This window comes from Micromonospora echinaurantiaca, assembly GCF_900090235.1.
Taxonomy (GTDB): domain Bacteria; phylum Actinomycetota; class Actinomycetes; order Mycobacteriales; family Micromonosporaceae; genus Micromonospora; species Micromonospora echinaurantiaca.
Genome location: NZ_LT607750.1, coordinates 3764514 through 3786587, shown reverse-complemented (window position 1 = coordinate 3786587; position 22074 = coordinate 3764514). Strand labels below are relative to the sequence as shown.

Below are 22074 nucleotides of genomic sequence, written 5' to 3'. Positions count from 1 at the left end.
GCGCCGGTAGACGATGTCGGACAGGCGTCGTTTGAGCGCGCGCATGACTTCCATGGATGTCTTGCCGGAGGTCTTCTTCCGGTCAAAGTAGGCGCGTCCTTTGGTGGGGTTGCGCAGCTGGACGGTGGCCATGGTGTGCAGCACGCGGTTGATTTGCCGGTTGCCGGCGCGGGAGAGCCGGTGTCGAACCTGATCGCCAGAGGAGGCGTCGATGGGGGCGGTGCCGTTCCAGGAGGCGAAGTGGGCCCGGTTGGGGAAGCGGGTGATGTCGCCGGCCTCGACCAGCAGCCGGGCGGCGCCGGATGGTCCGATGCCGTGCAGGTCCATCAGTGTGGTGCCGGTGGAGGCCACCAGTTCCTTGAGTTCCTTGTCGGCGTCTTTGGAGCGTTGGTAGACCCGTTCGAGGTCGCTGATCAGCTCCGCGGCCACCCGGCGTCGGGTTTTGCCGACCGCGTCACGGGGTCTGACTGTGGCCAGCAGTGCTTGGCCTGGGCGGCGGACAGGCTCTTCGTCGCTCCGCCGGGGATCAGTTCCAGCAGCAGCTGGTGCAGCTGGGAGACCATCCTGGTGTGGTCCTCACCGAGGGAGCGGCGCCGGTCGACCAGAATCCGCAGCAGGGCGAGCTGTTCGTCGTTGACGACCGGGCGCAGTCCGGCCATCCGGGTGCCGACCAGCGCCACGGAGTGCGCGTCCGTGGCGTCGGTCTTGCGGCCCTGCCCGGTGGCGAACACCCGCGCCCGGGCGGACAGCTTCGGTGGCACGTCGACGACCTGTTCGCCATCGGCGAGCAGTCGGTTGGCGATGTGCCGGCCGATGTCCTGGCAGCCCTCGATCGCCCAGACCCGGTGCGGCCATTGCCTGGCGTACTTCCTCATCGCCGCGTAGCCGTCCCGGCCGGTGTCGAACCGGCCCGCCCCGACGACGGTCTCGTCGCCGGCCATGACCTCGATCGTGGCGGAACGCTTATGCGGGTCCATCCCGATGACCACGCGATCCGGTGCGACGCTCAACAGGTCCTCCGATGCTCGATCCACCTGGGTTGTCGAGCCGGGAGGGCAACGCTACTTCGAGCCGAGCAAACCCCTCTTGAGCCTCTCCCCGCCCTGGGGCAACGCCCGGGCCGCGCAGGCCAAATGAGAGCCGCACGACCAACGTGGGCAGCCGAAATGAGAGCGACAGCCCGGGCGCCTCGACCGAAGCCTGGCCGGGTGACGGTCGCAGGTCAATGAAACAAGTAACCGATGTGAGCGCGTCTGGAGCCGGTCGGAGCCCGTCGACCCCCCGGTCGCCTTGTCGCCCCCGTTACCTTTTTGATCGTCCCCGGCCGGGGCCCTTGGTCGCCCGGCCCGGTATGACTTACTGCCCCTGTCGTGCGGATGATCCGGGGGGTGTTGTCGCCGGGTCGGGTGGCGTCGGCGGACCGCTGATAGGGACACGGCCACCCTGCGGGTAGGTCTCTTCGTAACGTGGCTGCCGGCAGTCCGACGCCTGGACCAGCGGCCGAGGTAGGTGGCGTGGGTGAGGAGGGCGTGGGGTGCACGGCGACTACGGCGTGTTCCTCGGGTTGGACGTCGGCAAGGGTGATCACCACGCGGTGGGGTTGGCTCCGGATGGCAAGCGGCTGCACGACGGGCCGCTGCCGAACACCGAGGCCCGGCTGCGGCAGCTGTTCGACAAACTCGGCCGTCACGGCCGGGTCCTGGTGGTGGTCGACCAGCCGGCCTCGATCGGCGCCCTGCCGATCGCGGTTGCCCGGGCGTGTGGTCATCAGGTGGCCTACCTGCCGGGACTGGCCATGCGGCGGATCGCTGACCTGCATCCCGGTGCCGCGAAGACCGACGCCCGCGACGCCTACGTCATCGCCGACGCGGCTCGCACCCTGCCGCACACCCTGAGGCGGGTCGACACCGGCGACGAGACCCTGGCCGAGCTGGAAGTCCTGGCCGGCTTTGACGACGACCTCGCCGGCGAGGCAACCCGCATCGCGAACCGGATCCGGGGCCTGCTGACCCAGATCCACCCCGGCCTGGAACGCGTCCTCGGCCCGAAGGTGCAGCACAAGGCCGTGCTGGAACTGCTGTCGCGCTGCGGCGGCCCGGCCGGGCTGCGCAAGGCCGGCCGGCGCAAACTGGCCTCGATCGCCGCGGTGCACGCGCCCCGCATGGGCCAACGGCTCGTCGAGCAGATCATGACCGCACTCGACGAGCAAACCGTCACCGTTCCCGGCACCCAAGCGGCGGAGACGATCCTGCCCCGGCTGGCCGACAGCCTCCGCGAGGTGCTGCGTCAACGTGACCAGGTCGCCGTCGAAGTCGACAGGATGCTTGATGCGCACCCTCTTGCCGAGGTCCTGACGTCGATGCCCGGCATCGGCGTCAGGACCGCCGCCCGGATCCTCCTCGAAGTCGGCGACGCCACAGCCTTCCCCACCCCCGGACACCTTGCCGCCTACGCCGGGCTGGCCCCCGTCACCCGCCGTTCCGGCAGCAGCATCCGCGGCGAACACCCACCCCGAGGCGGCAACAAGCAGCTCAAACGCGCCTTCTTCCTCGCCGCGTTCGCCGCCCTGGCCGACCCAGTCAGCCGCGCCTACTACGACCGCAAACGAGCCGAAGGCAAACGCCACAACGCCGCCCTCATCTGCCTCGCCCGACGCCGCTGCGACGTCCTGTTCGCCATGCTCCGCGACAAGATCCCCTACCAACCACGCCCGACAACCCCCGTCCCCACTTGACGAAACCCATAGGGACACCCCCCGATGCCGCCGGTCTTTCCCCATATGGTGGACGCTTCCAGGTTCCCTGTTTTGCGTCCCACGCGCGTCGGAGGATTCCGTGACCTTTGCTCGTCTTGTCGCTACGGTGGCCGCTCCGCTCGACTCTGCGTCGGCGGACGCCCCGCAGATGCTGCACTGGCCCGGACGCAGGCTGCTGGCGCAGCGTGGGGACACCGAGCTGGCCGTCCGCGACCTGGACGGGGAGGGGACAGGGGTCCGCTTCCCCGCGCCCTGGCCACGCCGGTACGGCTCGGTAACGGTCTCTCCCACGGGTGATCTCGCCGTGTTCGCTGGCGTCCACGCGTTACGAGCCGTGGATTCGACCGGCGCCGTACGGTGGGAGATCCGGCACGGTTGCTGGTCCGCCGCCGTGTGCACCGAGGCCCATGCCTCGTTCTCCGAGTATGCCGATGACTACCACCACGGTCACGCGGACAGCGGCTCGGTGGCCTTCTCCTCGGACGGCAAGCTCCTGTGGGCCCACATCCGTAATCGGGCGGGGCGCGACGTCGAGGAGGAATGGCTGATCCTCGACCCCGCCGACGGCACGGTGCTGACCCGGGCCGAGACGATGACCGTGGCCTCGGGCTCCATCCATTTCCCCCATCCGAACCCGGCGTACATGGGGCTGACTGTCCTCGCGTGAGGGTGAACCCACTCATCTAGCCGCGATCCACTCGCCGCGATTCTGGCATTGCGACTGAGCGCCAAGCGGAGTCGAGGCCGAGAACGTACGCCGATTACTGGGCAACTGGCGGAGTACCTGAATGCGAACTAGGCCGTATTCCACCCTGCCTCGAAACCCAGCGGAGGCGAGGTGCTCGACCCCTTCAGCGCACCGGGGGTCACCAAGCGAGTTCTCGGACGTTGGCAGTGTGCAGCGTCAGCCATGCCACGACGTCGGGGGCGGGCAGAACGCGTGATGACCGGCCACCACCGCCAGAGTGGCGAAAGCAGCGTTGAGGCCACCACCAATCACAGCCCGGATACTGAACGTGTCGCCGCACCACCGGCTACCAAGAGCGCCATCCGCCGTTACGCTGAATGGCTCACTCGGTCACCAGCACGTTCCTGAAGGCAGCGGCGGCGGGTAGCTTGCGCTCGTCAATGCGTCCGGCGAGTTCCTCGGAGCGGGGTGCCCACAGGTTGGCATGAACGCGCATGTTCAGGTGAGGGATCGGTGTCGGGTCCCAGCCGACACGCTCGTGGACGACCCTGCCGTCTACCAGCCAAGTCACCCGGTCTGGGCGCCAGTCGATGGCGTATCGATGGAAGTCTGCGGTGGCGTCGAAGCCGAGGTCGATCCGACAGGGCGAGCCACGGTATCCGAAGCCCATGGCGGTACCGTCGTCGCCAGGATTGAAATACACGTTGACCAGCAATCGCCGGGGATCGGCACCCGCGAACTCGATGTCGATCTCCTGCCGTGGTGTGTCGCGATGCAGGAAGAATCCGGTAATCAGCCCCGGGCCTGGTGCTGCCCTTATTTCTGCCTCGAAGCGCCCATGCGGGAACGAGCGTACGGATGCGAAGGCCCCCGACCGGTACGGACGCAGTCCGCTTTGCATAGCGTCGATCACTAGTTGCGCACCCTCGTCGGTGTGTTGAAGACCTTCTTGGGCGAACGACGCCAGGTTGCCCGGAAAAGTCTCAATAAGACCAGGGAACGATGCGGACGCCTCTGTCATGGAGGCTTCGGCGATGGCGGGGCCCGCCGTGCGCACGGAAGGGCACACGTTCTGCGTCGGCCGCCATCCGCTCGACGCAGGAAGGACCCAGGGCGAGTCGTCCATCGCGAGGTTCTCGCGCGGTCGCCGCGCAGCGGGCGCGAGTCGTGCAGTCGGGCGTTGGTCTCGGAATAGGCGGAAAGCTCGCGGAGCTCCAGCCGGGAAGGGTTCAACGGGCTCGACAAGGTCCAACACGCCACAGAGGACTCCCCAGGATCCACCTAAGGGATCACGGGGCGCCAGAACCACCGACCGCGACGGCGGCAGCCGGTCCAGCTCCAAACCTGCAGGTGTCGGCGCGTCCGCCTCCAGGAGGATAACCGAGCGCTCGTTCGCCACAGCAGCGGCTAGCGCAGCGGGCACGAGCGGAGCATCAACGAGGGCGTCGAAGGTCTTCAGTACTTCCTTCAGCTCTGGCTCCTGCATCGGTTCCTCATCGCCGTCGAACGCGCGGACGCGTAGCCCGAGCATCGACAGCGCCATGGCAAGGCTTTCTCGCTCCCCGCCCCCGGTCCACGCCAGCACTAGACCGGTGCGCGATTGGCCAGGAGGCTTGGCTCCGTGCTCCGAATCGACGATCCCAGCGCGGGCCAGGTAGGGCAGGATGGAGTAGGCATTGTCCGACGCTCCGTCGGGCCTCTGCGCGATCGCTGGCGAAGTGAGTGCCAGCGCACCGAGTTCTGCGAACCGGTAGTTCATCCATAGGTCGACGGGTCCGACCACGGGCATTGCGCGAAGGAGCGCGGCGGCTCCCTTGCGCGAGAGTACGTAACCCGAGAGGAACCACAGGCCGCGTGACGGTCGAAAGAGGACGTCGCAAGCATCGTCGCGCGCCGCGGTTCCGCCGGCGTCAGAGTACGAAAGGTAGAGCAGCTTCGGTCCACCTTCGGCTGTGCACCGGTCGAGGGCGGCGCGCCAGCCGCGATCGATGGCAGCTGGGGCGCCAGGCTTGAACCAGACGTCGTCTTCCAGCACGAGAACGTAGTCCTCGGTCCCGTTCGCGACAGCCTTCCAGACCTCCACGTGCGACCGCGCCACCGCCACTTCTTGCCGCGACATCCGCACCGGCTCATCCTCGGCGAAACACTCTGCCAGTCGGGCGTCGGGTTGCACGTGCAACTGATCGCCGATTCGATACATCACGTCCACGTCAACGGTCGCCGCTACGGCGCGTCCGTCCCGCGCATCGACTGCTGCGAGTCGCCGTGTGATCGACGTCAACGGAATGCCTTCGGATGTCCGGAACCGGCCTAGCTCCTTTGTCACGCGCCGCCATCGCCTCGGCTGCCTGTCCAGATTGACGACCATGATCGCACCAATCTGGTCTGTGCCTTGACCGAAGGCCCGAACTCGACCACCCGGGATGAAAGCAATCAAGGAGCGCCAGGCTCGGAACGCGAGCGCTCGCATTGGACTGATCAAGTTGTTGATGTTCATTGAGGGCCTCGTCAGTTGTCCATGTTGCGCCAGTTGCGGGCGTCGCTGCGATATGCGAGGTCCCAGCACGGCTCCGCGACTTCCTCCCAGTCGAGGAGCAACTCGAAGTCCGGCATGGTGCCGCTGATCTGCGACTCGCGGGCGTGCGCTGCTAGGGCGGCGGTGAGGTTCCCGGGACCGGTGGTCGCCTGAATCTCCGGCGCTGGCTCGTCCCCAAGCAGGGTGTCGGTCGCACGCGCGAGCGCCCGCCGCAGGACTGGATGACCGGGTGGGGCAGCGATCGGGTTGTTGTTGACGTAGAAGATGCGACCGTCAATCGGCAAGTCGATTCTCCGCAGTTCAGACCCTGGCACCATGCCGCCGGCAGTCACGTCATAACACAGCGGGTGGACCTTTAGCGTTCCGTCGCGGAAGACGTCGTTCCAGCCGTCGCCAAGCAGCACATCGTCTGCGTCGACGTACAGGCCGCCCTCGGCGAGCACGAAGCACATGCGTAGATAGTCGCTGCGCATTGCGGGATGCCTGCATCGGGCAAACGCGGCAAGCTCCCGCGGGCCATACCGCTCCTCGATGTAGACCGCTGCCGAGGCGTCGCCGAACATCCGGAACGAGAAACCTTCGTCGCGCAGCGCATCCCAAGTCTCCAGGCACTTACGGACGTCCGGCGGTACGTCGCACGGGTCGTGCCAAAACCGCACCAGAGTTTGGGGTATAGACCCTGTACGATCTCCGTACCTGGATCTTGAAGATGATCGGGGGCTTCGTAGCTGCCGCAATGTCAAGTCTCGAATGAAGTCAGAACGCATACGGTCGTCCTCTTCGAAGCCTGGCGGATACGAAGTTGCCGAGGTTCCTTGCCGAGGGCCGTGTGTTACCGGAGCGTCCGGTGCTGGAGCAATCAACGGTTTCTCCGTGTCGCGCCTCGTCGGTCTCACCGACCCCCATCTTTCCGATATGCCGTGTAGCGCTCGGAACTCCGGCGGAGATACGCACGCCCCTCGACGACGAAACCGTCCAGTTCATGATCTGCCGTGTAGGTATCGAGGTCCGACAGGTTGTTGATGAACCCCTTCCCGTTGAAGTTGAGAGATGTGTTGCACAGGACTCCGTATCCGGTGCGTGCCTTGAAGGCAAGGAGCAGCTCGTAGAGTTGGACGTTCGTACTCGGGCTTACGGTTTGGAGCCGGGCCGTGCCGTTTACGTGCGTTACTGCCGCCAGCGCGTCCGTGTTGGCTCGGTAGGTGTACAGCATGAACGGGCTTTCGCGATCACAGCCGAACCACCGCGCCGCATCATCTTCTAGGCAGACAGGCGCGATTGGCCGGAACTGCTCGCGCTGCTTGATCTCGTTCAGGCGCACCCTCGTGCTGTCATCGAAAGGCGCGGCGAGGATGGACCTATTGCCCAAGGCGCGAGGGCCGATCTCGTACCGGCCGTTGACCCAGCCAAGGATTAGGCCGCTACTTAGCATGTGGGCGACGTCCTCGTAACTCGCGTCTCGGACGTCGTAGCGACCGGCGGCGACGGGTGAGTCCATCCTGAACGGCAGTCCGGAATAGACGTCCCATTTGATCTTCGCGTCGCCGGTGAAGTGAAGTTGAGCGTCAATCGCCGTCCCGATTGCCGAACCGGAGTCGTTGGCAACGGGTGGCACGAAGACCTCGGAGAATATGCCGGCTTCCCTCCACTTCGAGTTCCAGTCACAGTTCAGGCCGCAACCTCCAGCGATGACCAAAGGCAGGTTCTTGCGCAGATTCGTTTTAGCGAAGCGATAGAAGGTGTCGAATATTCTGTCGCTAAAGATGCCCGCGAAGTTGCGGAACTCTGTGTCATCCGTGCCTACGTTGTAGTACGCGGAAGACTCCAGTCGGTCGTAGAGGTCGAGCCGAACGTGTTCCGAAGATAGAAGGAAGGCCATCAGATCTTCCTCTTCGGCGGTGGGTGTGCCCCTTATTGAGAAGGAGGCGAGCGCCATCAACTTGCCCGCATCCGAGAAGCGGGAAAACGGCGCATTCTTGGGAAAGGTCGGATCCGCCAATCCGTAGATTGAGGCATAGCGGTTTCCTGGCTCGTTCATCACGTCGGCGATCAATGTTATGTTCATGTCTGAATCGATCTCATAGAACGCGCCGATCGCCCCCTCCCACACCAGCGCGTAGCAAGGCGAGCCCTGGGGAAAGGGTGACATACCAAATCCGCAAAGCAGGTGCGACCTCTCGTGAGAAGAGGAGAAAAACGGAATCGACTTGCCGAGCAGGCGGCGATGTTCCACAGTTATCTCATCTTTAACGATGCCGCGATACCCAACGTGGGGCGGTGGCCCGGTCGGGCGCGCCTCACGCGGCCACCAACCCCCAGTGCACATCACGTCGGGCACTTGCTCTAGCCGTCCGAAGGCGTCGAGCAGGTCGCGACTGGAGACCGGGGTGTACCGGTAGTTGGAGTCCTTCTCCGCTTCAACAGAGGAGACGAGGTAACCGTCGCGAAGGTGAACGACGGCTCCGTCGTGACCCGGGTTGTACGACACGATATCCACGCTTTGGGGGCCCTTCTCGTTCCGTGAGCAAGGCGACGACTGCGGCGAGGGCCGCCGTTCGCCAACTGCCGCATCCCAACTCTCTGCACGGCGGTGGCTAAGCGATCCGTCCGTGGCTCTCTCCGGTAGCAGCCTGGTGCTCGTGACCGAATGCAACGTACCTGGTTCTCCGCCCGCGCAGTGCATTCGTCTTCAGGCGGGGCGAGGCTGGCGCCGCCGCCGCCCTTATAACCGTGCTCAGCGATCGGCTGCAGGTGCTTGGGCCGACCCGATCACCCCGCACCTTGCTCACATGCCCGATCACCTGGGCTGTGCGGACGCTGCTGGCCGCGAAGGCGGCCGGGTACAGCCACGCGAACAACGACTGGATACTGGTCGAGACCGACCGCTGCCGCACCCCTGGCACGGATTTGTGGCGGTCGGGCAAGCGCGACAACCATGACGGCAACATCCAGGTGATCACCGTCCCGGACGGCTAGTCGATCTTTACCTCGCAGGTGCGGTCCCGCTGGGAGCTACGACACCAGCGCGCTACCTGCCCACACCGAGATCCTGCCGAGCCTCGTCCAAGCCGGCGATGACCTGCGCGCGCTGGGCGATCTGGGTTACGAGGGTGAGTCCAACACGATCACCGTAGCGTTCAAGAAACCCAAGGCGGGCCGCCTCACCGCGCTGCAGCAGCAGCTCACCAAGGCCCTACAGCGTCCGGCTTGCCAGCACTAGCGACAGCCGCCGCCGGGCGGCGGAGGGGGTGGAGGCACGCTCATCACCTCGTTGCATCCAACGCAACAATGTGAGATCAGACAGCATCTCCGCAGGTAAGGTCCCACGAACTAGGTACTCTCTACTGCGGGAAAGCCTTGCTGCGCCTCAGTTCTTGAACGGCCCGAATGTTGTATCAGATGCAATAATTAACCTTTAACGATGCGGCGAATTGCTGCGATCCGGGTGATCCAACGACTCAGCCGAGTGATCTTGACGACGTCGCCGGTCTTCGGGGCTTGGATGATGAGCCCATCACCGAGGTACATGCCGACGTGGCGCGGGTTGGCCATCGTGCCTTCGCTGCCGGGGATGAGGATGAGGTCGCCGGGCAGCAGGAGCGCTGGGTAGGCCACCGGCTTCCCGGCGTTGGCCTGGTCGGTGGTGACGCGGGGGATGGAGATACCGGCTGCCCGGTACGCCGACTGCATGAGGGACGAGCAGTCGCACTGTTTGTCGGGGTCGCCGGAGTGAGGGTCGGTGCATGATCCGCCGAAGTGATACGGGGTGCCGAGCTGGTTGACAGCCCAGACGATGGCGGTTGCCACGGCTGGCGGGGTGTTAGCGGGTAACGCGAACCCATCCGGGAGGGCGGAGAGCGCATCGGTGGCGCAGTCCGCGAGAGTGCTGGTTAGCTGCTCCACCAAGTGCAGGGCGTCGTCGGTCCACTTCGCGTACGCGTCGGGAAAGGCCGAGACCTGGACCGCTTGGGCAGCCTGGGCGAGCGGCATCGACTCCCAGCCGGGAACGGTGAGGAGCTTGTCGAAGAACGTGCCCGCCTGGTAGGCGGGCTCGGACAGTTGCGCAACGGTGCCCCAGCCCTGGCTCGGGCGCTGCTGGAACACGCCGATGGAGTCGTGGTCGTTGCGGTCGCCGAGGTGTGGCAGGTTCCGCAGGCCGGATTCCTGCATGGCGGTGGCAACGGCGACGACCCAGCCCCAGCGGGGTACACCTTTAGCGACCCCGACGTCGATGATGGTGGCGGCCATTTCCAGCTGTTCGGTGTCCCAGGTTCTGCCGCCAGGTGGCTGTCCGGAGGGGCGTATGGGGGGCGGGGCGGCGATGCCGCACCCGCCGGAGCCGCCACCCATGACGGCCGACAGCAGGAGCATGGGCAGTCCGAAGCAGGCGACGATGACGACGGTGACGACACCGATGATCGCTTTGGTCATGTGGTGATTACCTTCCGTTGACAACAGAAAAAGGCCGGTGTCCGCGCGGTGCGGCCGGCGGAGGTACAGCGGTCCTTCGGGTTACAGGCGGGGATGAGCGGCAGCAACCCGGCGTGGTGTCGCGGAGGAAGTCGGCGATCGGCGGTCTCGAACAGCGGGTGGCCGACGTCGTCCGGGTGGCGTCGCGCCAGTCCCATTGGTCGGTCTCGAGGCCGGGGCGTGTCAGGGCATCCCGGAGTAGGCGAGGAACAGGGCGCCGTTGATCTGTGGGGCGAACGGGGCATGGGCTGGCTGGCGTAGGTGGCCAGGCAGGGACGGCCCGGGGTCGTTGTAGGCCGAGCGCGGCTGGCCACGGTGAAGCGGGCAGCGGCAGTGCAGTCGCGCTCGAGGGCGCTGCGGTAGTGCGACATCGCTGTCTTCTCGGGTCGTGAAACGCACAAGGGCTGTGGGCCGCCCGTGTGATCGGCCACTTTGGACGGCGCGGTCAGGTGATGGGTGTGTGGAGTACCTGGGCGGCTTGGCGTAGCAGGTGCTCGAGGAGGCGGCTGGCGTCGTACAAGTCGTGGCGGCTGCCGATTTCTGCGGCGCTTGCCCAGTCCCAGGTGCCGTTGGCCATGGCGGGGACGTGCCAGAGGTCGCCGCCGTGGTCGAGGAAGAGTGCGCAGCCCCACGGGTCGGCCAGCAGGGTGAGGGGCTGGGTGGCGCAGGTGATGGTGCAGGCGCAGTCGGGCTCGGTGTAGGTGGTGCGCGGCAGGTGGAGGTTGACGAGGCAGCGGCAGTCGCAGACCCTCTGCCACGGTTGCGTGTAGGCCACGGGGTTCTCCCGAGAGTGGATGCGCGTACGCCTCGGCCGCCGTGCACGGTGGCCGGCGTCCGAGGCGTACGCGGTAAGGGGGTGGTGTCAAGGCCGCCGTTCAGGCTGGCGGTGCGATGGAGGTCCGGCCGGGTCCGAGGAGCGTGATGTCCTGGATCTGGCGGGTTTCGTCGGCGGTGAGCAGGTAGGCGGGTAACCGCGGTAGGTGCTCGCGCCAGGCGCGGTAGAGCCGGTGTGTGCCGTCGATGAGCAGCGGGCTGGGTGGGTGCCCGGTGACGTCGAGGTGGGCGACGACCAGGGGCTTGGTCAAGTCGGTGGTCATCGCGTAGGCGCGGTTGAGGCCGGTGCTGGTCGGGCCGATGAGGTTGACCTGGTGCGGCTCGTCGAGCCCGGTCAGGCCGTAGGCGGTAGCCCAGGTCATGACGTCGAGGGACCGTCGCGGGGCGTGGTGGCGATCAGCGCTTCGGCGGCGTCGATCGAGAACAGCCACGGGCCGAAGTGGAACCACTGGGTTGTCGAAGGCCGGTCACTGGCGACCCCCGTGCCTGGTGAGGCGGGTGTAGATCGCGACGCAGCGGAGGATCAGCTCGTGTGACGGTAGGGCCAGCAGCCGCTGCCGCTGGTTGTCGGCGAGGCGGTCCCAGATCACGACCGTGGCGGCGGCCGACCATACGTCCACGAGGACCCCGTCGATCTTGGCGTACTGGCGGTCGGCGACGATGCGCCGCAGCGTGGCGATGAGCGTGGCGTCTCCTGGCGGGTGGTTCGCGTCGTCGGGGCGTTGAGCTTCCGGGAGCAGGCTGTAGCAGTCCTCGCAGGTGTAGGTGCTGCGCGGTGGTTCCTCGGTCTCCCACCGTCGAACGTCGGCGGCGGGCAGCCCGCACACTGCCTGCTGCAGGTCGCGGGGGTGGCGGATGTGGGCGCTCATCGGCTGCCCGCCTGGTCTGACCCCCACAAAGCTGTGCTGTGCCATGGGGCGTGTCTCTTCCCTGTGCGGGCCGGGGCGGCGGCACGGTGACCGCCGCCCCGGGGGCGTGGACGAGGGGGTGGTCAAACCTTGAGCAGGTCGAAGGCGGCGAGCTTCAGGTCGCCGACGTTGCCGGTGAGCACCCGGGTGGCGCGGGCGGTGGCGTCCTTGGCGGGCTGGTAGTGGTCGAGGTATTCGGTGATGGCCTGGTATCCGGCCCACCGGCTGCCGGTGATGGGTTTGAGGGCGTCGGCCTCGCGGATCAGGTACTTGAGGGTGCCGAGCCGCTGTTTGGCGTTGTTCTTGGTCTGCTCGGAGGCGTTGTCCTTGACCGGCCACACCTGCGCCACCACGTTCTCGAACTCGCGCATCGTCAGCTCGGTCTGCAGCATCCGCTCGGCGGCCTTCTCGAAGGTCTCCATGTACCGCCACATCAGGCCCAGCGCTTCGCGGGCCTGGCTGATCTGAGAGTTGACGTTGGAGGTGTGCCGGAAGGTGTAGTGCCCGACCGCATGCCGGAAGGCGGCGCGTTGGGTGTTGGCACAGACAACCCGGATCGGGCTGGCGTCCACCCGCAGGGCGGCGGTGCCGTCGTGCGAGGTGGTGCCGATCAGGTAGAGGTCCATTCGGTCCACCCCGGCGATCTCCATCGCCTCCGGGAGCTTCATGGTTACGAACACGCTCTTGCCGCGGCGCAGGCTGCCGGCGGTTTCGAAGTGGGCGCCGCCCACCTGATCGACGAGGCGATCCAGCAGTTCGGCGCACTGCTCGTTCTGGACCACGGTGTAGTCGGTGCCGACGATGCCCAGATACTCGGTGTGGCCGGTGACCGGGTTGCGGCGCACGGTCATCCGCTTGTCATCGGCCGGGATCTGCACCGCGACCCCGTCGACGACGTCGATGCCGACAGTGCGGATGGTGCGCACGCCCCAGTCGCCGAGGCGGGCGTTGGCCATGATCTCCTCGGCCTTCATGGTGTCCTGGGTGACGGTGCCCAGCTGGTGCCAGGCCGACAGGCGGGCGCTGGCGAAGGCGGTCGTTCCGTCCGCGAACGTCTCCAGTTCGTGCGGCACGGTTTCTCCTCTCAATGTGCCGCGGGGGCCGAGCGCACGACTCGGCCCCCGCGATGGGCTGGGGATCGTGAGTGTCAGCTGACCGCATCGGCCTGGGCGGCGTTGCCGCTCTCGGCCTGTGCCGGGTAGGTGAAGGTCAGCGGCGTGTCTGAGACCAAGAGGATGCGGCCGGCGGCGGCGGCCTTGGTGCAGTTGTTGCGCACGGCCCCGCTGCTGACGATGCGCCCGAGCTGCCCGCCGAGCACCGTAGCGATGTCCTGCGGGGTCATCGCCCGGCCTGGGTTGGCGGCCAGCACGTCGAGGGTGAGCTTCTCCAGCTCGCCCCGGCCGAACGGCTGGCTACCGTCGGCGTTGACGGTCCCGTCGCTGCGCCGGCCCACGCTCCTGGCGACGCCCGCCGCGCGGATAGGCGTGCGGGTGGGCAGGGTGACGACGTGGGTCTCGCCGTCCGGGCCGACGACATGCAGCGTGCCGTCCGGACGGATCAACGGCAGCACGGTCGCCGCGGCGCTCGGCGTGGTCGCCACCCCACGGATCACCTGGTAGCACAGCGGGCAGCGGGGCGGCTCCGGGTTCGGGTCGACCTCGCTGGCCTTGGTCGGACCCGGGATCCACCGCTCTGGCGAGCCGGGCAGGCGGCGCGCGGCGTCGGCCTGCTCCATGGCAGTCAGCAGCCTGGTGGCGGTCGGGTGACCGATGCCGCTCTCGGCCACGATCACGTCGAGCGTCGCGCCGTCGTCGCTGTAGTCGGCCAGGACGCCCTTGATGGCCATGACCTTGCGGTCACCCGGGCGCGTCGGTTGCAAAACGGTGACCGTCCGACCCTCGTCGTCCTCGCCGTTGTCCTCGTCGTCCGGGCCCTCGTCGCTAACGTCCTGGTCGGCGGCTTCCTCCGCGCCGTTGGCCGCGGCGTCTCGGTCGGTTTCCTCGTCGCCGTCGCCGTCGGTTCCGGGCTGGTCGGCCTGCTCGGTGTCGTCGGTGTCCGGCTTGTCGGCTGCGTTGTCGAGGTCCGGGTCGGTGGGGTCGGTTACGTCCGCGCCTGCCGTGTGCTCGTTGCTGAGGTCGCCGATGTCGCGCGCGGCGTCGGTGGGCTCTGCCGGGGTCGCCAGGGTCCACCGGGTGGGGGTGCCGTCGGCCGGGTCGGCCCCGGTGTCCACCGCGACGATCAGTCCGGTGTTGGCCAGGGTCTTGATCGCCTTGTCGGTGGTTGACCGGGCCTTGCCGGAGCGGTCTGCCAGCTCGTGGAGGTTGCCCTGACCGAGTTCGGTCAGGGCATCGAGGACGGCCTGCGTGGCAGGCGTCAGGGACAGGTTTTCCATGAGGTTCCTCTCCTTGGGAATGTGGGGTTGTGGATGCCCGGCACGGTGTGGTGCCGGGTGGTCGTGTGCCGGGTCGCGGGCAGCGGTCTGCGCGGCAGGCGCGTGAAGCGGTGCCCTGCCGTGTTGGGTGCTGCGGCCCGGTGGCCTCGGGGGTGTGACCGAGGGGTCAATGGCGGGAGCGGTGGGCTCGTCGGTCGCGGACTGCAGGATGAGATTTAGAGCCTGCCCTGGGCAGGGCTGTGGTAAGTTCCGGCGCCAGCGTGGGACAGGCGGAGCTGTCTGGGGCCGACCGTCAGATCCAGTTCGGTGTCGGACTCATCGACGTGTACGCGGCTGGTCCGCCGCGAGCTGCCGATGTGGCAGGAGTCGGTGTGGGGCAGGGACGCTGTCGCCGGGGTCGACGTAGCGCCGCCGCAGCAGCATGGATCTGCTTCTAGCTGGCGAGGTGCGCGAGTTCGGCCGGGGTGAGCTGGGCAGGGGTGCGGCTTCGCCACGCGTCGGAGTGGCGCAGGTGCCACCAGCGCAGCAGTGACCGGCAGGCCGAGGCGAGGTCGTCACACACGGGCAGCGGGTACGCCATGACGGAGGTGGTCTGGCGATGCTGCGGGTCGGTGTACGCCGTCGGCGTCCACCCATGGTCGGTTTCGGTGACCTCGCCGACCACCCGATCGGGGTAGGGGATGTCGAAGGCGGTGGCGGCCTCGGCGTCGGGCACCACCTGCCAGGTGCTCGGGTCTTTGCGCCGCAGCGTCGCCACGCCCTGCGACGGGTCGCAGCGTCGCAGGAGCAGGTGCCGCTCATCGCCGTCGCCGATCGTCTGGTGGTTGCGCCAGGCGCGGTAGGTGGTGATGAGCCCGGCTCCGAGGACGGTGTGCCGCTCGCGGGCGGTGAGCGCGTCGGTGAGGACTTGGTGGTAGCCGGCCGCGTGCAGGTCGGCGCGGACGGCCAGCCCTTGACGGGCCTTCTCGGCGAGCACGCTCACTCGGGCGAGGGCCTGGTCGAGGCTGGTGGTGCTGTCAGTGAAGTCGCGGGCGGTCGTGTGTAGGAGGCGGGCGAGGTCACCGATGGGGTCGAGGGTGGCGGTGTCGTGGCGCCACAGGTGCTCGGGAAGGACGTCGTTGGTGTCGGCGGCGATGCGACGCAGCGCCGGATCGGTCAGAAACACGGGGGAATCTCCTTCAGGGACGAGGGTGTGTGGACATGGCGAAGACCGGTCGCAGCGAACTGCGGCCGGTCTTCGGATGTGTTCAGGCGGTGGGGTGGCTAGGCGATGGCGACGGCGCACAGCCGTGCGCTGGAGCGCAGGCCGTGCAGGTAGGCGCAGGCTTCGTTCAGGAAGCGGAACCGGTCCGCGACGGAGTCGCTGGTCGGGGCGAGGAGTCGGCCGTCGGTGGTGATCAGCGCGTCGCCGATCAGGGCGATGCGCCAGTGCAGACCGACGTAGGTGGCTTCGCCGGCCTGGTAGACGGACAGCTCGTACGGGTCGACGCCGTGGGCGAGCATCGCCAGGGCGCGGGGCTGTTGCTCGAAGCGGCGGCGGGCTTCGGCCAGGCTGACCTTGGCCGGGTCGGTGTGGTGTTGGGCGAGGTAGTCCTCCCAGGGCCGGGCGGGCTTGGTGGTGGCGTTGATGTGGGTGTGCCAGGCACGCCAGCGCAGCGCGGCGTCGTGGGCGGCCTTGGCGGCGGTGCCGGTCAGATCGAGGCGGCTCTTGCGGCCTCCGGCGGCCATGGTGACCGCGCCGAAGCGGCGGGCGGCGTCGAGCAGGTAGTAGCCGATGAACCGGGTCAGCCAGCCGATGATGCGGCGGTGGCGGACGCGGTAGCGGCGGGCCGGGGTGCCGTTGGCGTGCAGGAGGTCATTGACCTTCTCGCTGGCGGCGAACCAGTCGGCGTCGTCGCCGGTGGCGAAACAGACGGTGACAACCTGGCCGGTGACCGGGGTGAGCGTGGGCATGGCTGGGTGCTCCTTCGCGTCAGGGCGGGACATGGAGGGGGGTGGGTGCTGCCACCGGTTCGCGGCGTCTGGACCGGGACGCTGCCCTGAGATGGCGCGGGCGTGGATCACGAGCCGACCGCGAGGGGTGGGCTGAGGGCGATCCCGCTGGCGCGGGCAGATCCGATGGGGAAACGACGGGCGGTGGTGAGAACAAAGACGAAGCTGCACCGTAGCCCCGTGACCTGACAGCTCCAGCCCTGTCAGGAATGTCGATCATGCCTGTGACCTGCGGTGCCAGAACTCGCCGTGCGGCAGTCAGGGTCTGTCAGAAGACGAAGCCCCCCGTCGTCGTAGTTCGGGTTGTCCGCCAGGGGCTGCCCGTGGTCGCTGGGCAGCTCGGCGAGCCGAACCCGGCCAGTGGCGCCGACCGGCAGCCAGGCGGCGTCGGCGGGGTCGCTGGTGTGGGTGGCGGTCGCAACCGGGACGTCGCCGTGCTCGCCGGGTAGGAGCCGGTGGAGATGTTCCTCGCGGTGTTCGCTGCCGAGCCAGAACAGCACCGGGTAGCGGGGGCCGCCGCGGCGGATCAGTTGGGCGTACCGGTCGAGCTTGGCCACCACCCGGCCGAGTGGTTCGGTGCCGGTGTCGGCTTCCAGGAAGAACCCGACCGTGGTGTCGCCGACGCTCCACAGGCCGTGCCCATCGGCGGTGATAGTTCGGAACTGCTTGGTTGTCAGCGACTCGGACCACCACCGGTCCAACCGGACTCCGGGGTGCTGGCGGGCGTACGCGGTGAGCTGGACGAAGAACTCGTTCGCGGTGAGCAGGTGCGCTAGGTGCGGATTCGCCGACAGCCGCTGCACGCTCTGCCGGCTCGTCCGGACGGTGGGTTCGGGCCGCTGGTGGGCAGCGGCTTGGAACCGGTGCCCGTTGTGGCCGAGTGTCCAGTGCCACGGGTAGCTGCCGCCGCCGTCGCGGGCGAACCGGAACCGGTCCAGCAGGCCCAGCCCGTGCAGCTCACCGAGGCGGATCTGGCAGGTGCGGCGGGCATGGAACAGCATGCGGTGGATCTGGTCGGTGGTGAGGACCTGATGGTCGTCGAGGAGTTGGAGCAGCCGGCGGTCACGGCTGGTGATGTGCGGATAGATGGCTAGCAGACTGGCGGCGCGGGATTGCGGCATAGAGGGTCCACCCCGTGGAGAGAGTCCCGTAGGGAGTCTGTATAGGTTGATCTTGCTTTCAGGGCTGCCCACGGGCAGGTTTGGGCAGGCCAGGCACCTGACAGGCCGGACGCGCGGAGCTCGTCTGGGGCCTCGTGTCGCGGACACCCCCAAACGAGCCCGCGGTGCCGCACCCAGCCGAGTCCCCGAAGGAGCGGCCGGGGGATCAGTGGTCGCGGTGTTTCATGCGCCGCTTCATCGCCGTGCGGGCGAGCTGCTGCATCGGCGGCTCACCATCAGCGCGACTGTGAGCGGCGGCGCAGTACTGCCGGATCGCGGTCGCCTCACCCACGACCGGCGCCGGCGGGTTGGTGGTGAAGGTGAACGCGGGCAGCTCCCGGTTTCCGACCAGCAGCCGGGCGGCGGCGGTGTAGACGTCGAGGTGGGCGAGGTCGTGCTCGTCCAGCTCGGGTTTGGTGTGCCGGGACAGCTCCCTGGCGTCGGCCGGGTCGACGGTGAAGAACAGCTTCGTGCGCGCGTTGGCGGACACCGCCGCGGCGAGGTCCTTGGGTAGTTGCGCCAGGTCCTGGTGGGCGAGCACGAGCCCGAGCCGGAAACCGCGGGCCTCGGCCAGCATGTCCCCGACGCTGCCCGGCAAGGTGAGGAAGTTCTGGCATTCATCGACGTAGAGGCAGGCGTCCTTACGCTGGTCTTCAGGGATCGTGGCCCGTGCGATGGCGGCCTGCCACACCCGGGCGACGATCATCGAGCCGAGGATGCGGCTGGTCTCCTCGCCGAGGATGCCCTTGGGCAGCCGGCACAGCAGGACTCCGCCGTCGAGCACCCGGCCCATGTCGAACGAGCTGCGGGCGTTGCCGATGACGCTCTTGACGAAGTCCCGCAGGAGGAAGGCCCGCAGCCGTGCGAGGACGGGTGCGATGACCTGGCCGCGGAACTGCTCGGTGATGCCGTCGTACCAGAGCCAGAACCCGCCGAGTCCGTCCGGGTCGTCCAGGCCGTGGGTGAACCTGGCCCGAAACTCCCGGTCCTGCAACAGCGACGGGACCAGGCTCAAGGTCGGTTTGGCGTGCCGCATCAGCGTGAGGCAGGCCACGCGCATGGTGTCGTCCATGCGCGGGCCCCACTGGCCTTGAAAAATCTTGGCGAAGATCCCGACGAGGTTGTCCACGGCCAGGTGCGGATCGCCCTGGTCGTCGAGGGGGTTGAAGCAGCCCGGGTTCTCCTGGTCTGGATCGATGATCACGGTCCTCTTGCCGTGGGAGGCGGGCAGCCGGTCGAGGATGTCGGTGATGAGGTCCCCACGTGGGTCGATGACCACCGTTCCACGGCCGGACTTGATGTCGCTGAGGATCATGTTCAGCAGCAGCGTGCTCTTGCCGACGCCGGTCTTGCCGACCACGTGCACGTGTTGGCGGGCGTCGGTGACGGTCAGGCCGACACTGTGGTGGCCGATCTGCGACCGGCCGAGTACCTTCACGCCTCGTCCGCCAGCGGGTACCTGCACCGGCGCCGGCACGGCCTTGGCCCTCGCCCGACCTAGGCCCGGCACCGCGAGGTCTTGCGGCAGCGCTGCGAGGGCCGCGAGTTCCGGCACGGTGGCCAGGAACCCTCGCCGCAGCCGCCGTCCGGCGATCGTGGCCACCGGTTGCGGCATCTTCATGCGCCGTAGCCGGTTCGGGCCGGTGTACGTCGCGGCGGTCGAGGCGATGGTGTGCCCGAGCTCGATGAGGCGTTTGCGGATGTGCGTGGCCCGCTGCGCGTCCGGTGGTGTTGTGCCGGTGTCGGCCGCCACGGCGAACCGGACCGCGATCTCGAAGTGGGGCACCCGTACGGCCTTGTCCACGACCGTGCGCGCGTCGGCGGCGGCCACCGGATCGCGCTCGGCCGCCCGCCCCGCCGTGGGGTACGCCAGGGTCCGCGGTCGGGACGAACCGGGCGTGACGACATCGAGGAGCCACAGCAGAGGCTCGATGGCCAGCCTCGTCGCGCCCGCGACGGCGCGGGTGGCCGCGTCGGGTCGCCGGTGAGGATGACCGCTGGTACTCGCCGCCGCCCGCCTCGCCGCACGGACGCGGCGGGCGGGTGCCGGACGGGCGAGGATCTGCACGCACGCGTGTTCGCGGTGCCGGACCTCGGCACCAGCCGCGAGCAGCGCCCGCAGCGGATCGCTGTCGTGCTCGGCGCGCAGGGGCAGCCCGTCGCTGTGCTGGGGCCAGTATGCCCCGCCCACCTCCTGACCGACCTCGGCCGGGACCGGCGCGCGGGCTTGCTCGGTGGTGAGGGTGGCGGCGGGCCACGCTGCGCGGACGGCGGCCTCGACCGCACCAGGCGGCACCGTCGCGGGCACCCACACCCGGATCGCCATGGTGCGGCCCGTCCACGTGTACTCCCACCCGACGTGCGGGTAGCCGAACACCCTGCGCCGCCACAGAGATGGCGTCAGCACACCCATGACGGTGGTCCAAAACGCGGCGGCGGTCCCGGCGGTGACCTCCGGCGGGGCGGCGATGGTCAGCCACCGCGCGCCGGCGGCGAACCGCCGATGCCGCCAGGCGAGCACCTGGTCGCGGGCGACCACCACGCCGACGATCGCGGTGGCGGCGACGACGGCCAGCCACGGCCGCGCGATGATCCACTGCCCGACCTCGGCTGGCCAGGTCGTCGGGGTGGCTGTCATTCGGCCTCCCCGATACCCGTCACGGCGATCCGATGCTCGGCGGCCGACCCGACGCTGCGGAAGGGGATTCGCGATCGACCGGCGACGAGTAGGCCCTCGCCCCGGGGCGCCGACAGCAGCAGCCTCGACTCCCCGGCGGTCAGGCTGAACGCCTCGCTCACCGCGTCAATCGACTGCGTGGACTGGCGCATAAGCACCTGTGTTGCGGCGTTGGACACCACGGCGAGGCCGAGGTCGGTCGAGAGCACGTCGGCGGCGTCCTGGGTGATGACGCACAGCCCGGCGGACCGCTTGCGGGCGGCCTTGGCCATCCGAAACAGGAACCGGCTGCCCTCGCCGTCGCGCATCAGCAGCCAGGCTTCGTCGACCACGACGAGCTGCCGCCGCCGGTGGGCGCCTCCGGTGGGAGCGTCGATGCCCGACCAGATCGAGTCCAACGCCAGCAGCGTGCCGACGGTGCGCAGCTCGTCGGGGAGGTGCCGCAGCGACCAGACCATCAGGTGACCGCGCGGGGTGGTGGTGGTCGGGCCGTCGAACAGGCTGGCGAAGTTCCCGACCGTCCAGGGGGCGAGCCGGGCGGCGAGCTGCCTGGCGGCTGGGTCGCCGTCAGCGGCGAGCACCTCGGCCAGGTCCCGCAGCAACGGCGCGGGTTTGGTCCAGGTGGCGGGGTCGCCGTTGATCCCTGCCTGGGCGTAGGTGGCGGTGATGGCCCGATCCAGCGCCGCCCGCTCGGTCGGCGGTGGTGGTGCGCCGAGCATGACCGAAATCAGGGTGTGCAGGTACAGGCCGCGGCGGGTCAGCGTGTCAGGCCGGTTGTCAGCGGGCAGATCGAGCGGGTTGATCCGGACGTCTGGCTGGCCGAGTTGCACGACGCTGCCGCCGACGTGCTCGGCCAGGGCGGTGTACTCGTCCTCCGGGTCGATCACGCTGACGGTCGTACCCTGGTACAGGTTGCGCAGCACCTCCAGTTTGACGAAGTACGACTTCCCGGCGCCGCTGCGCGCCAAGACCACGCTGTTGTGGTTGTCCTGCGCCCACCGGTTCCACAGCAGCACGCCGTTGCTGGTGGTGTTGAGCCCGTAGAGCACCCCATCGGGTGGGCAGACGGTGCCGGGAGCGGGGGCGGCGAGGTCGGCCGAGGCGAGGGGGAACGCTGCCGCGAGGGCGGTGGTGTCGAGGATGCGGCGCATCCCCAGCGGGTCCACGCCGACCGGCAGGGTGCAGATCCAGCCCTGCTGGTGGCGGAACGTCGCCGGCTGCAGGTCCAGCAGCACGCTGGCGGCGGCGGAGCGCACGCCCGCGGTGACGGTGGCGAGTTCGTCGAGGGTCCGGGCGTGGATGGTGACGTAGATGCCGACCTCGAACAGCTTCGCCGCGCCGCGGGCGACGCGTTCGGCGAGGTTCGCGGCGTCGGCTGCTGCCGCCTCGACCATCGGGTCACCCAGGCGGCCCTGGTCGGCGTCCAACCGGCGGGAGGATTCCAGGCGGGAGCGTTGGCGCTTGAGCATCGGCGCGGCCACCTGCGGTGCGACGGGGTTCAGGTGGACCGCGACGTCGACCCGTGCGGGGTAGGACAGCAGCGGGGTGAGCCACGCGGGGCCGACCTGGGCCGGGTATCCGCACACGGCGTAGGTGGCGGCATAGCCGTTGCCAACCTGCACGTGCCAGGGGGTGACCGACAGGGCGGCGGGGGAGGGCATG

General features: G+C 68.5%; 18 protein-coding genes and 1 pseudogene. 3 read left to right on the top strand and 16 right to left on the bottom strand.

The window, feature by feature from the left end:
• Positions 1-147: 147 nt before the first annotated feature.
• Positions 148-327: pseudogene (locus GA0070609_RS33930) on the bottom strand (transposase); the annotation flags it as partial.
• Between the two features lie 86 nt (positions 328-413).
• Entirely contained in the window at positions 414-941 is a 528-nt protein-coding gene (locus GA0070609_RS33925; protein WP_231928317.1) for an IS110 family transposase, read from the bottom strand.
• A 593-nt stretch (positions 942-1534) separates the two neighbouring features.
• Between GA0070609_RS33925 and GA0070609_RS16995 the strand changes: the two genes are divergently transcribed.
• Together GA0070609_RS16995 and GA0070609_RS16990 are read left to right on the top strand one after the other, a co-directional pair.
• A complete protein-coding gene (locus GA0070609_RS16995) occupies positions 1535-2734 on the top strand; it encodes an IS110 family RNA-guided transposase (protein WP_172899353.1) in 1200 nt (399 codons plus the stop codon).
• Between the two features lie 100 nt (positions 2735-2834).
• On the top strand, positions 2835-3422 hold the full coding sequence (locus tag GA0070609_RS16990; RefSeq protein ID WP_197700163.1) for a hypothetical protein: 588 nt from the start codon (positions 2835-2837) through the stop codon (positions 3420-3422).
• Positions 3423-3825: 403 nt separating this feature from the next.
• Here the strand turns inward: GA0070609_RS16990 and GA0070609_RS16985 are convergent, their stop codons facing one another.
• From GA0070609_RS16985 to GA0070609_RS16975, 3 genes are all read right to left on the bottom strand, one after another.
• On the bottom strand, positions 3826-5940 hold the full coding sequence (locus tag GA0070609_RS16985) for a family 16 glycosylhydrolase (RefSeq protein WP_088994685.1): 2115 nt from the start codon (positions 5938-5940) through the stop codon (positions 3826-3828).
• A gap of 11 nt (positions 5941-5951) precedes the next feature.
• Entirely contained in the window at positions 5952-6638 is a 687-nt protein-coding gene (locus GA0070609_RS16980; protein WP_231928316.1) for a glycosyltransferase family 32 protein, read from the bottom strand.
• A 233-nt stretch (positions 6639-6871) separates the two neighbouring features.
• Positions 6872-8467: a carbamoyltransferase C-terminal domain-containing protein gene (locus tag GA0070609_RS16975; RefSeq protein ID WP_231928315.1), complete on the bottom strand. Its 1596-nt coding sequence runs from the start codon at positions 8465-8467 to the stop codon at positions 6872-6874.
• Positions 8468-8787: 320 nt separating this feature from the next.
• On the opposite strand from GA0070609_RS16975, the gene GA0070609_RS33340 reads away from it, so the two are divergent.
• Positions 8788-8955 (top strand): hypothetical protein, encoded by a 168-nt coding sequence (locus GA0070609_RS33340; protein WP_157748227.1) that lies wholly within the window; start codon positions 8788-8790, stop codon positions 8953-8955.
• A 432-nt stretch (positions 8956-9387) separates the two neighbouring features.
• Here the strand turns inward: GA0070609_RS33340 and GA0070609_RS16970 are convergent, their stop codons facing one another.
• The 11 genes from GA0070609_RS16970 to GA0070609_RS16920 form a co-directional block, all read right to left on the bottom strand.
• Positions 9388-10410, bottom strand: coding sequence for a C40 family peptidase (locus GA0070609_RS16970; protein WP_088994682.1), 1023 nt, complete (start codon positions 10408-10410; stop codon positions 9388-9390).
• 484 nt (positions 10411-10894) lie between these two features.
• Positions 10895-11224 (bottom strand): hypothetical protein, encoded by a 330-nt coding sequence (locus GA0070609_RS16965; protein ID WP_088994681.1) that lies wholly within the window; start codon positions 11222-11224, stop codon positions 10895-10897.
• Positions 11225-11324: 100 nt separating this feature from the next.
• Positions 11325-11645, bottom strand: coding sequence for a hypothetical protein (locus GA0070609_RS16960; protein ID WP_088994680.1), 321 nt, complete (start codon positions 11643-11645; stop codon positions 11325-11327).
• 105 nt (positions 11646-11750) lie between these two features.
• Positions 11751-12152: a hypothetical protein gene (locus tag GA0070609_RS16955; RefSeq protein WP_088994679.1), complete on the bottom strand. Its 402-nt coding sequence runs from the start codon at positions 12150-12152 to the stop codon at positions 11751-11753.
• A 122-nt stretch (positions 12153-12274) separates the two neighbouring features.
• Complete coding sequence (locus GA0070609_RS16950; protein WP_088994678.1) at positions 12275-13264, bottom strand: DUF932 domain-containing protein; 990 nt, start codon at positions 13262-13264, stop codon at positions 12275-12277.
• A gap of 74 nt (positions 13265-13338) precedes the next feature.
• A complete protein-coding gene (locus tag GA0070609_RS16945) occupies positions 13339-14583 on the bottom strand; it encodes a helix-turn-helix domain-containing protein (RefSeq protein WP_088994677.1) in 1245 nt (414 codons plus the stop codon).
• A gap of 433 nt (positions 14584-15016) precedes the next feature.
• The gene (locus GA0070609_RS16940) at positions 15017-15748 is read right to left on the bottom strand and encodes a hypothetical protein (protein WP_088994676.1); all 732 of its coding nucleotides are present in this window, start codon (positions 15746-15748) and stop codon (positions 15017-15019) included.
• Positions 15749-15846: 98 nt separating this feature from the next.
• Positions 15847-16536: a hypothetical protein gene (locus GA0070609_RS16935; RefSeq protein WP_088994675.1), complete on the bottom strand. Its 690-nt coding sequence runs from the start codon at positions 16534-16536 to the stop codon at positions 15847-15849.
• A gap of 242 nt (positions 16537-16778) precedes the next feature.
• Entirely contained in the window at positions 16779-17696 is a 918-nt protein-coding gene (locus GA0070609_RS16930; protein ID WP_088994674.1) for a replication-relaxation family protein, read from the bottom strand.
• A 205-nt stretch (positions 17697-17901) separates the two neighbouring features.
• Complete coding sequence (locus GA0070609_RS16925; protein WP_088994673.1) at positions 17902-20373, bottom strand: type IV secretory system conjugative DNA transfer family protein; 2472 nt, start codon at positions 20371-20373, stop codon at positions 17902-17904.
• A complete protein-coding gene (locus GA0070609_RS16920) occupies positions 20370-22073 on the bottom strand; it encodes a VirB4 family type IV secretion system protein (protein WP_088994672.1) in 1704 nt (567 codons plus the stop codon). Before GA0070609_RS16920 ends, GA0070609_RS16925 begins: the two co-directional genes overlap by 4 nt.
• Between the last annotated feature and the right edge of the window lies 1 nt (position 22074).

Coding starts and splice junctions, on each gene's coding strand:
- GA0070609_RS33925 (WP_231928317.1), bottom strand. CDS start 941: ATGGCCGGCGACGAGACCGTCGTCGGGGCGGGCCGGTTCGACACCGGC.
- GA0070609_RS16985 (WP_088994685.1), bottom strand. CDS start 5,940: ATGAACATCAACAACTTGATCAGTCCAATGCGAGCGCTCGCGTTCCGA.
- GA0070609_RS16970 (WP_088994682.1), bottom strand. CDS start 10,410: ATGACCAAAGCGATCATCGGTGTCGTCACCGTCGTCATCGTCGCCTGC.
- GA0070609_RS16960 (WP_088994680.1), bottom strand. CDS start 11,645: ATGACCTGGGCTACCGCCTACGGCCTGACCGGGCTCGACGAGCCGCAC.
- GA0070609_RS16955 (WP_088994679.1), bottom strand. CDS start 12,152: ATGAGCGCCCACATCCGCCACCCCCGCGACCTGCAGCAGGCAGTGTGC.
- GA0070609_RS16945 (WP_088994677.1), bottom strand. CDS start 14,583: ATGGAAAACCTGTCCCTGACGCCTGCCACGCAGGCCGTCCTCGATGCC.
- GA0070609_RS16935 (WP_088994675.1), bottom strand. CDS start 16,536: ATGCCCACGCTCACCCCGGTCACCGGCCAGGTTGTCACCGTCTGTTTC.
- GA0070609_RS16930 (WP_088994674.1), bottom strand. CDS start 17,696: ATGCCGCAATCCCGCGCCGCCAGTCTGCTAGCCATCTATCCGCACATC.
- GA0070609_RS16925 (WP_088994673.1), bottom strand. CDS start 20,373: ATGACAGCCACCCCGACGACCTGGCCAGCCGAGGTCGGGCAGTGGATC.
- GA0070609_RS16920 (WP_088994672.1), bottom strand. CDS start 22,073: ATGCCCTCCCCCGCCGCCCTGTCGGTCACCCCCTGGCACGTGCAGGTT.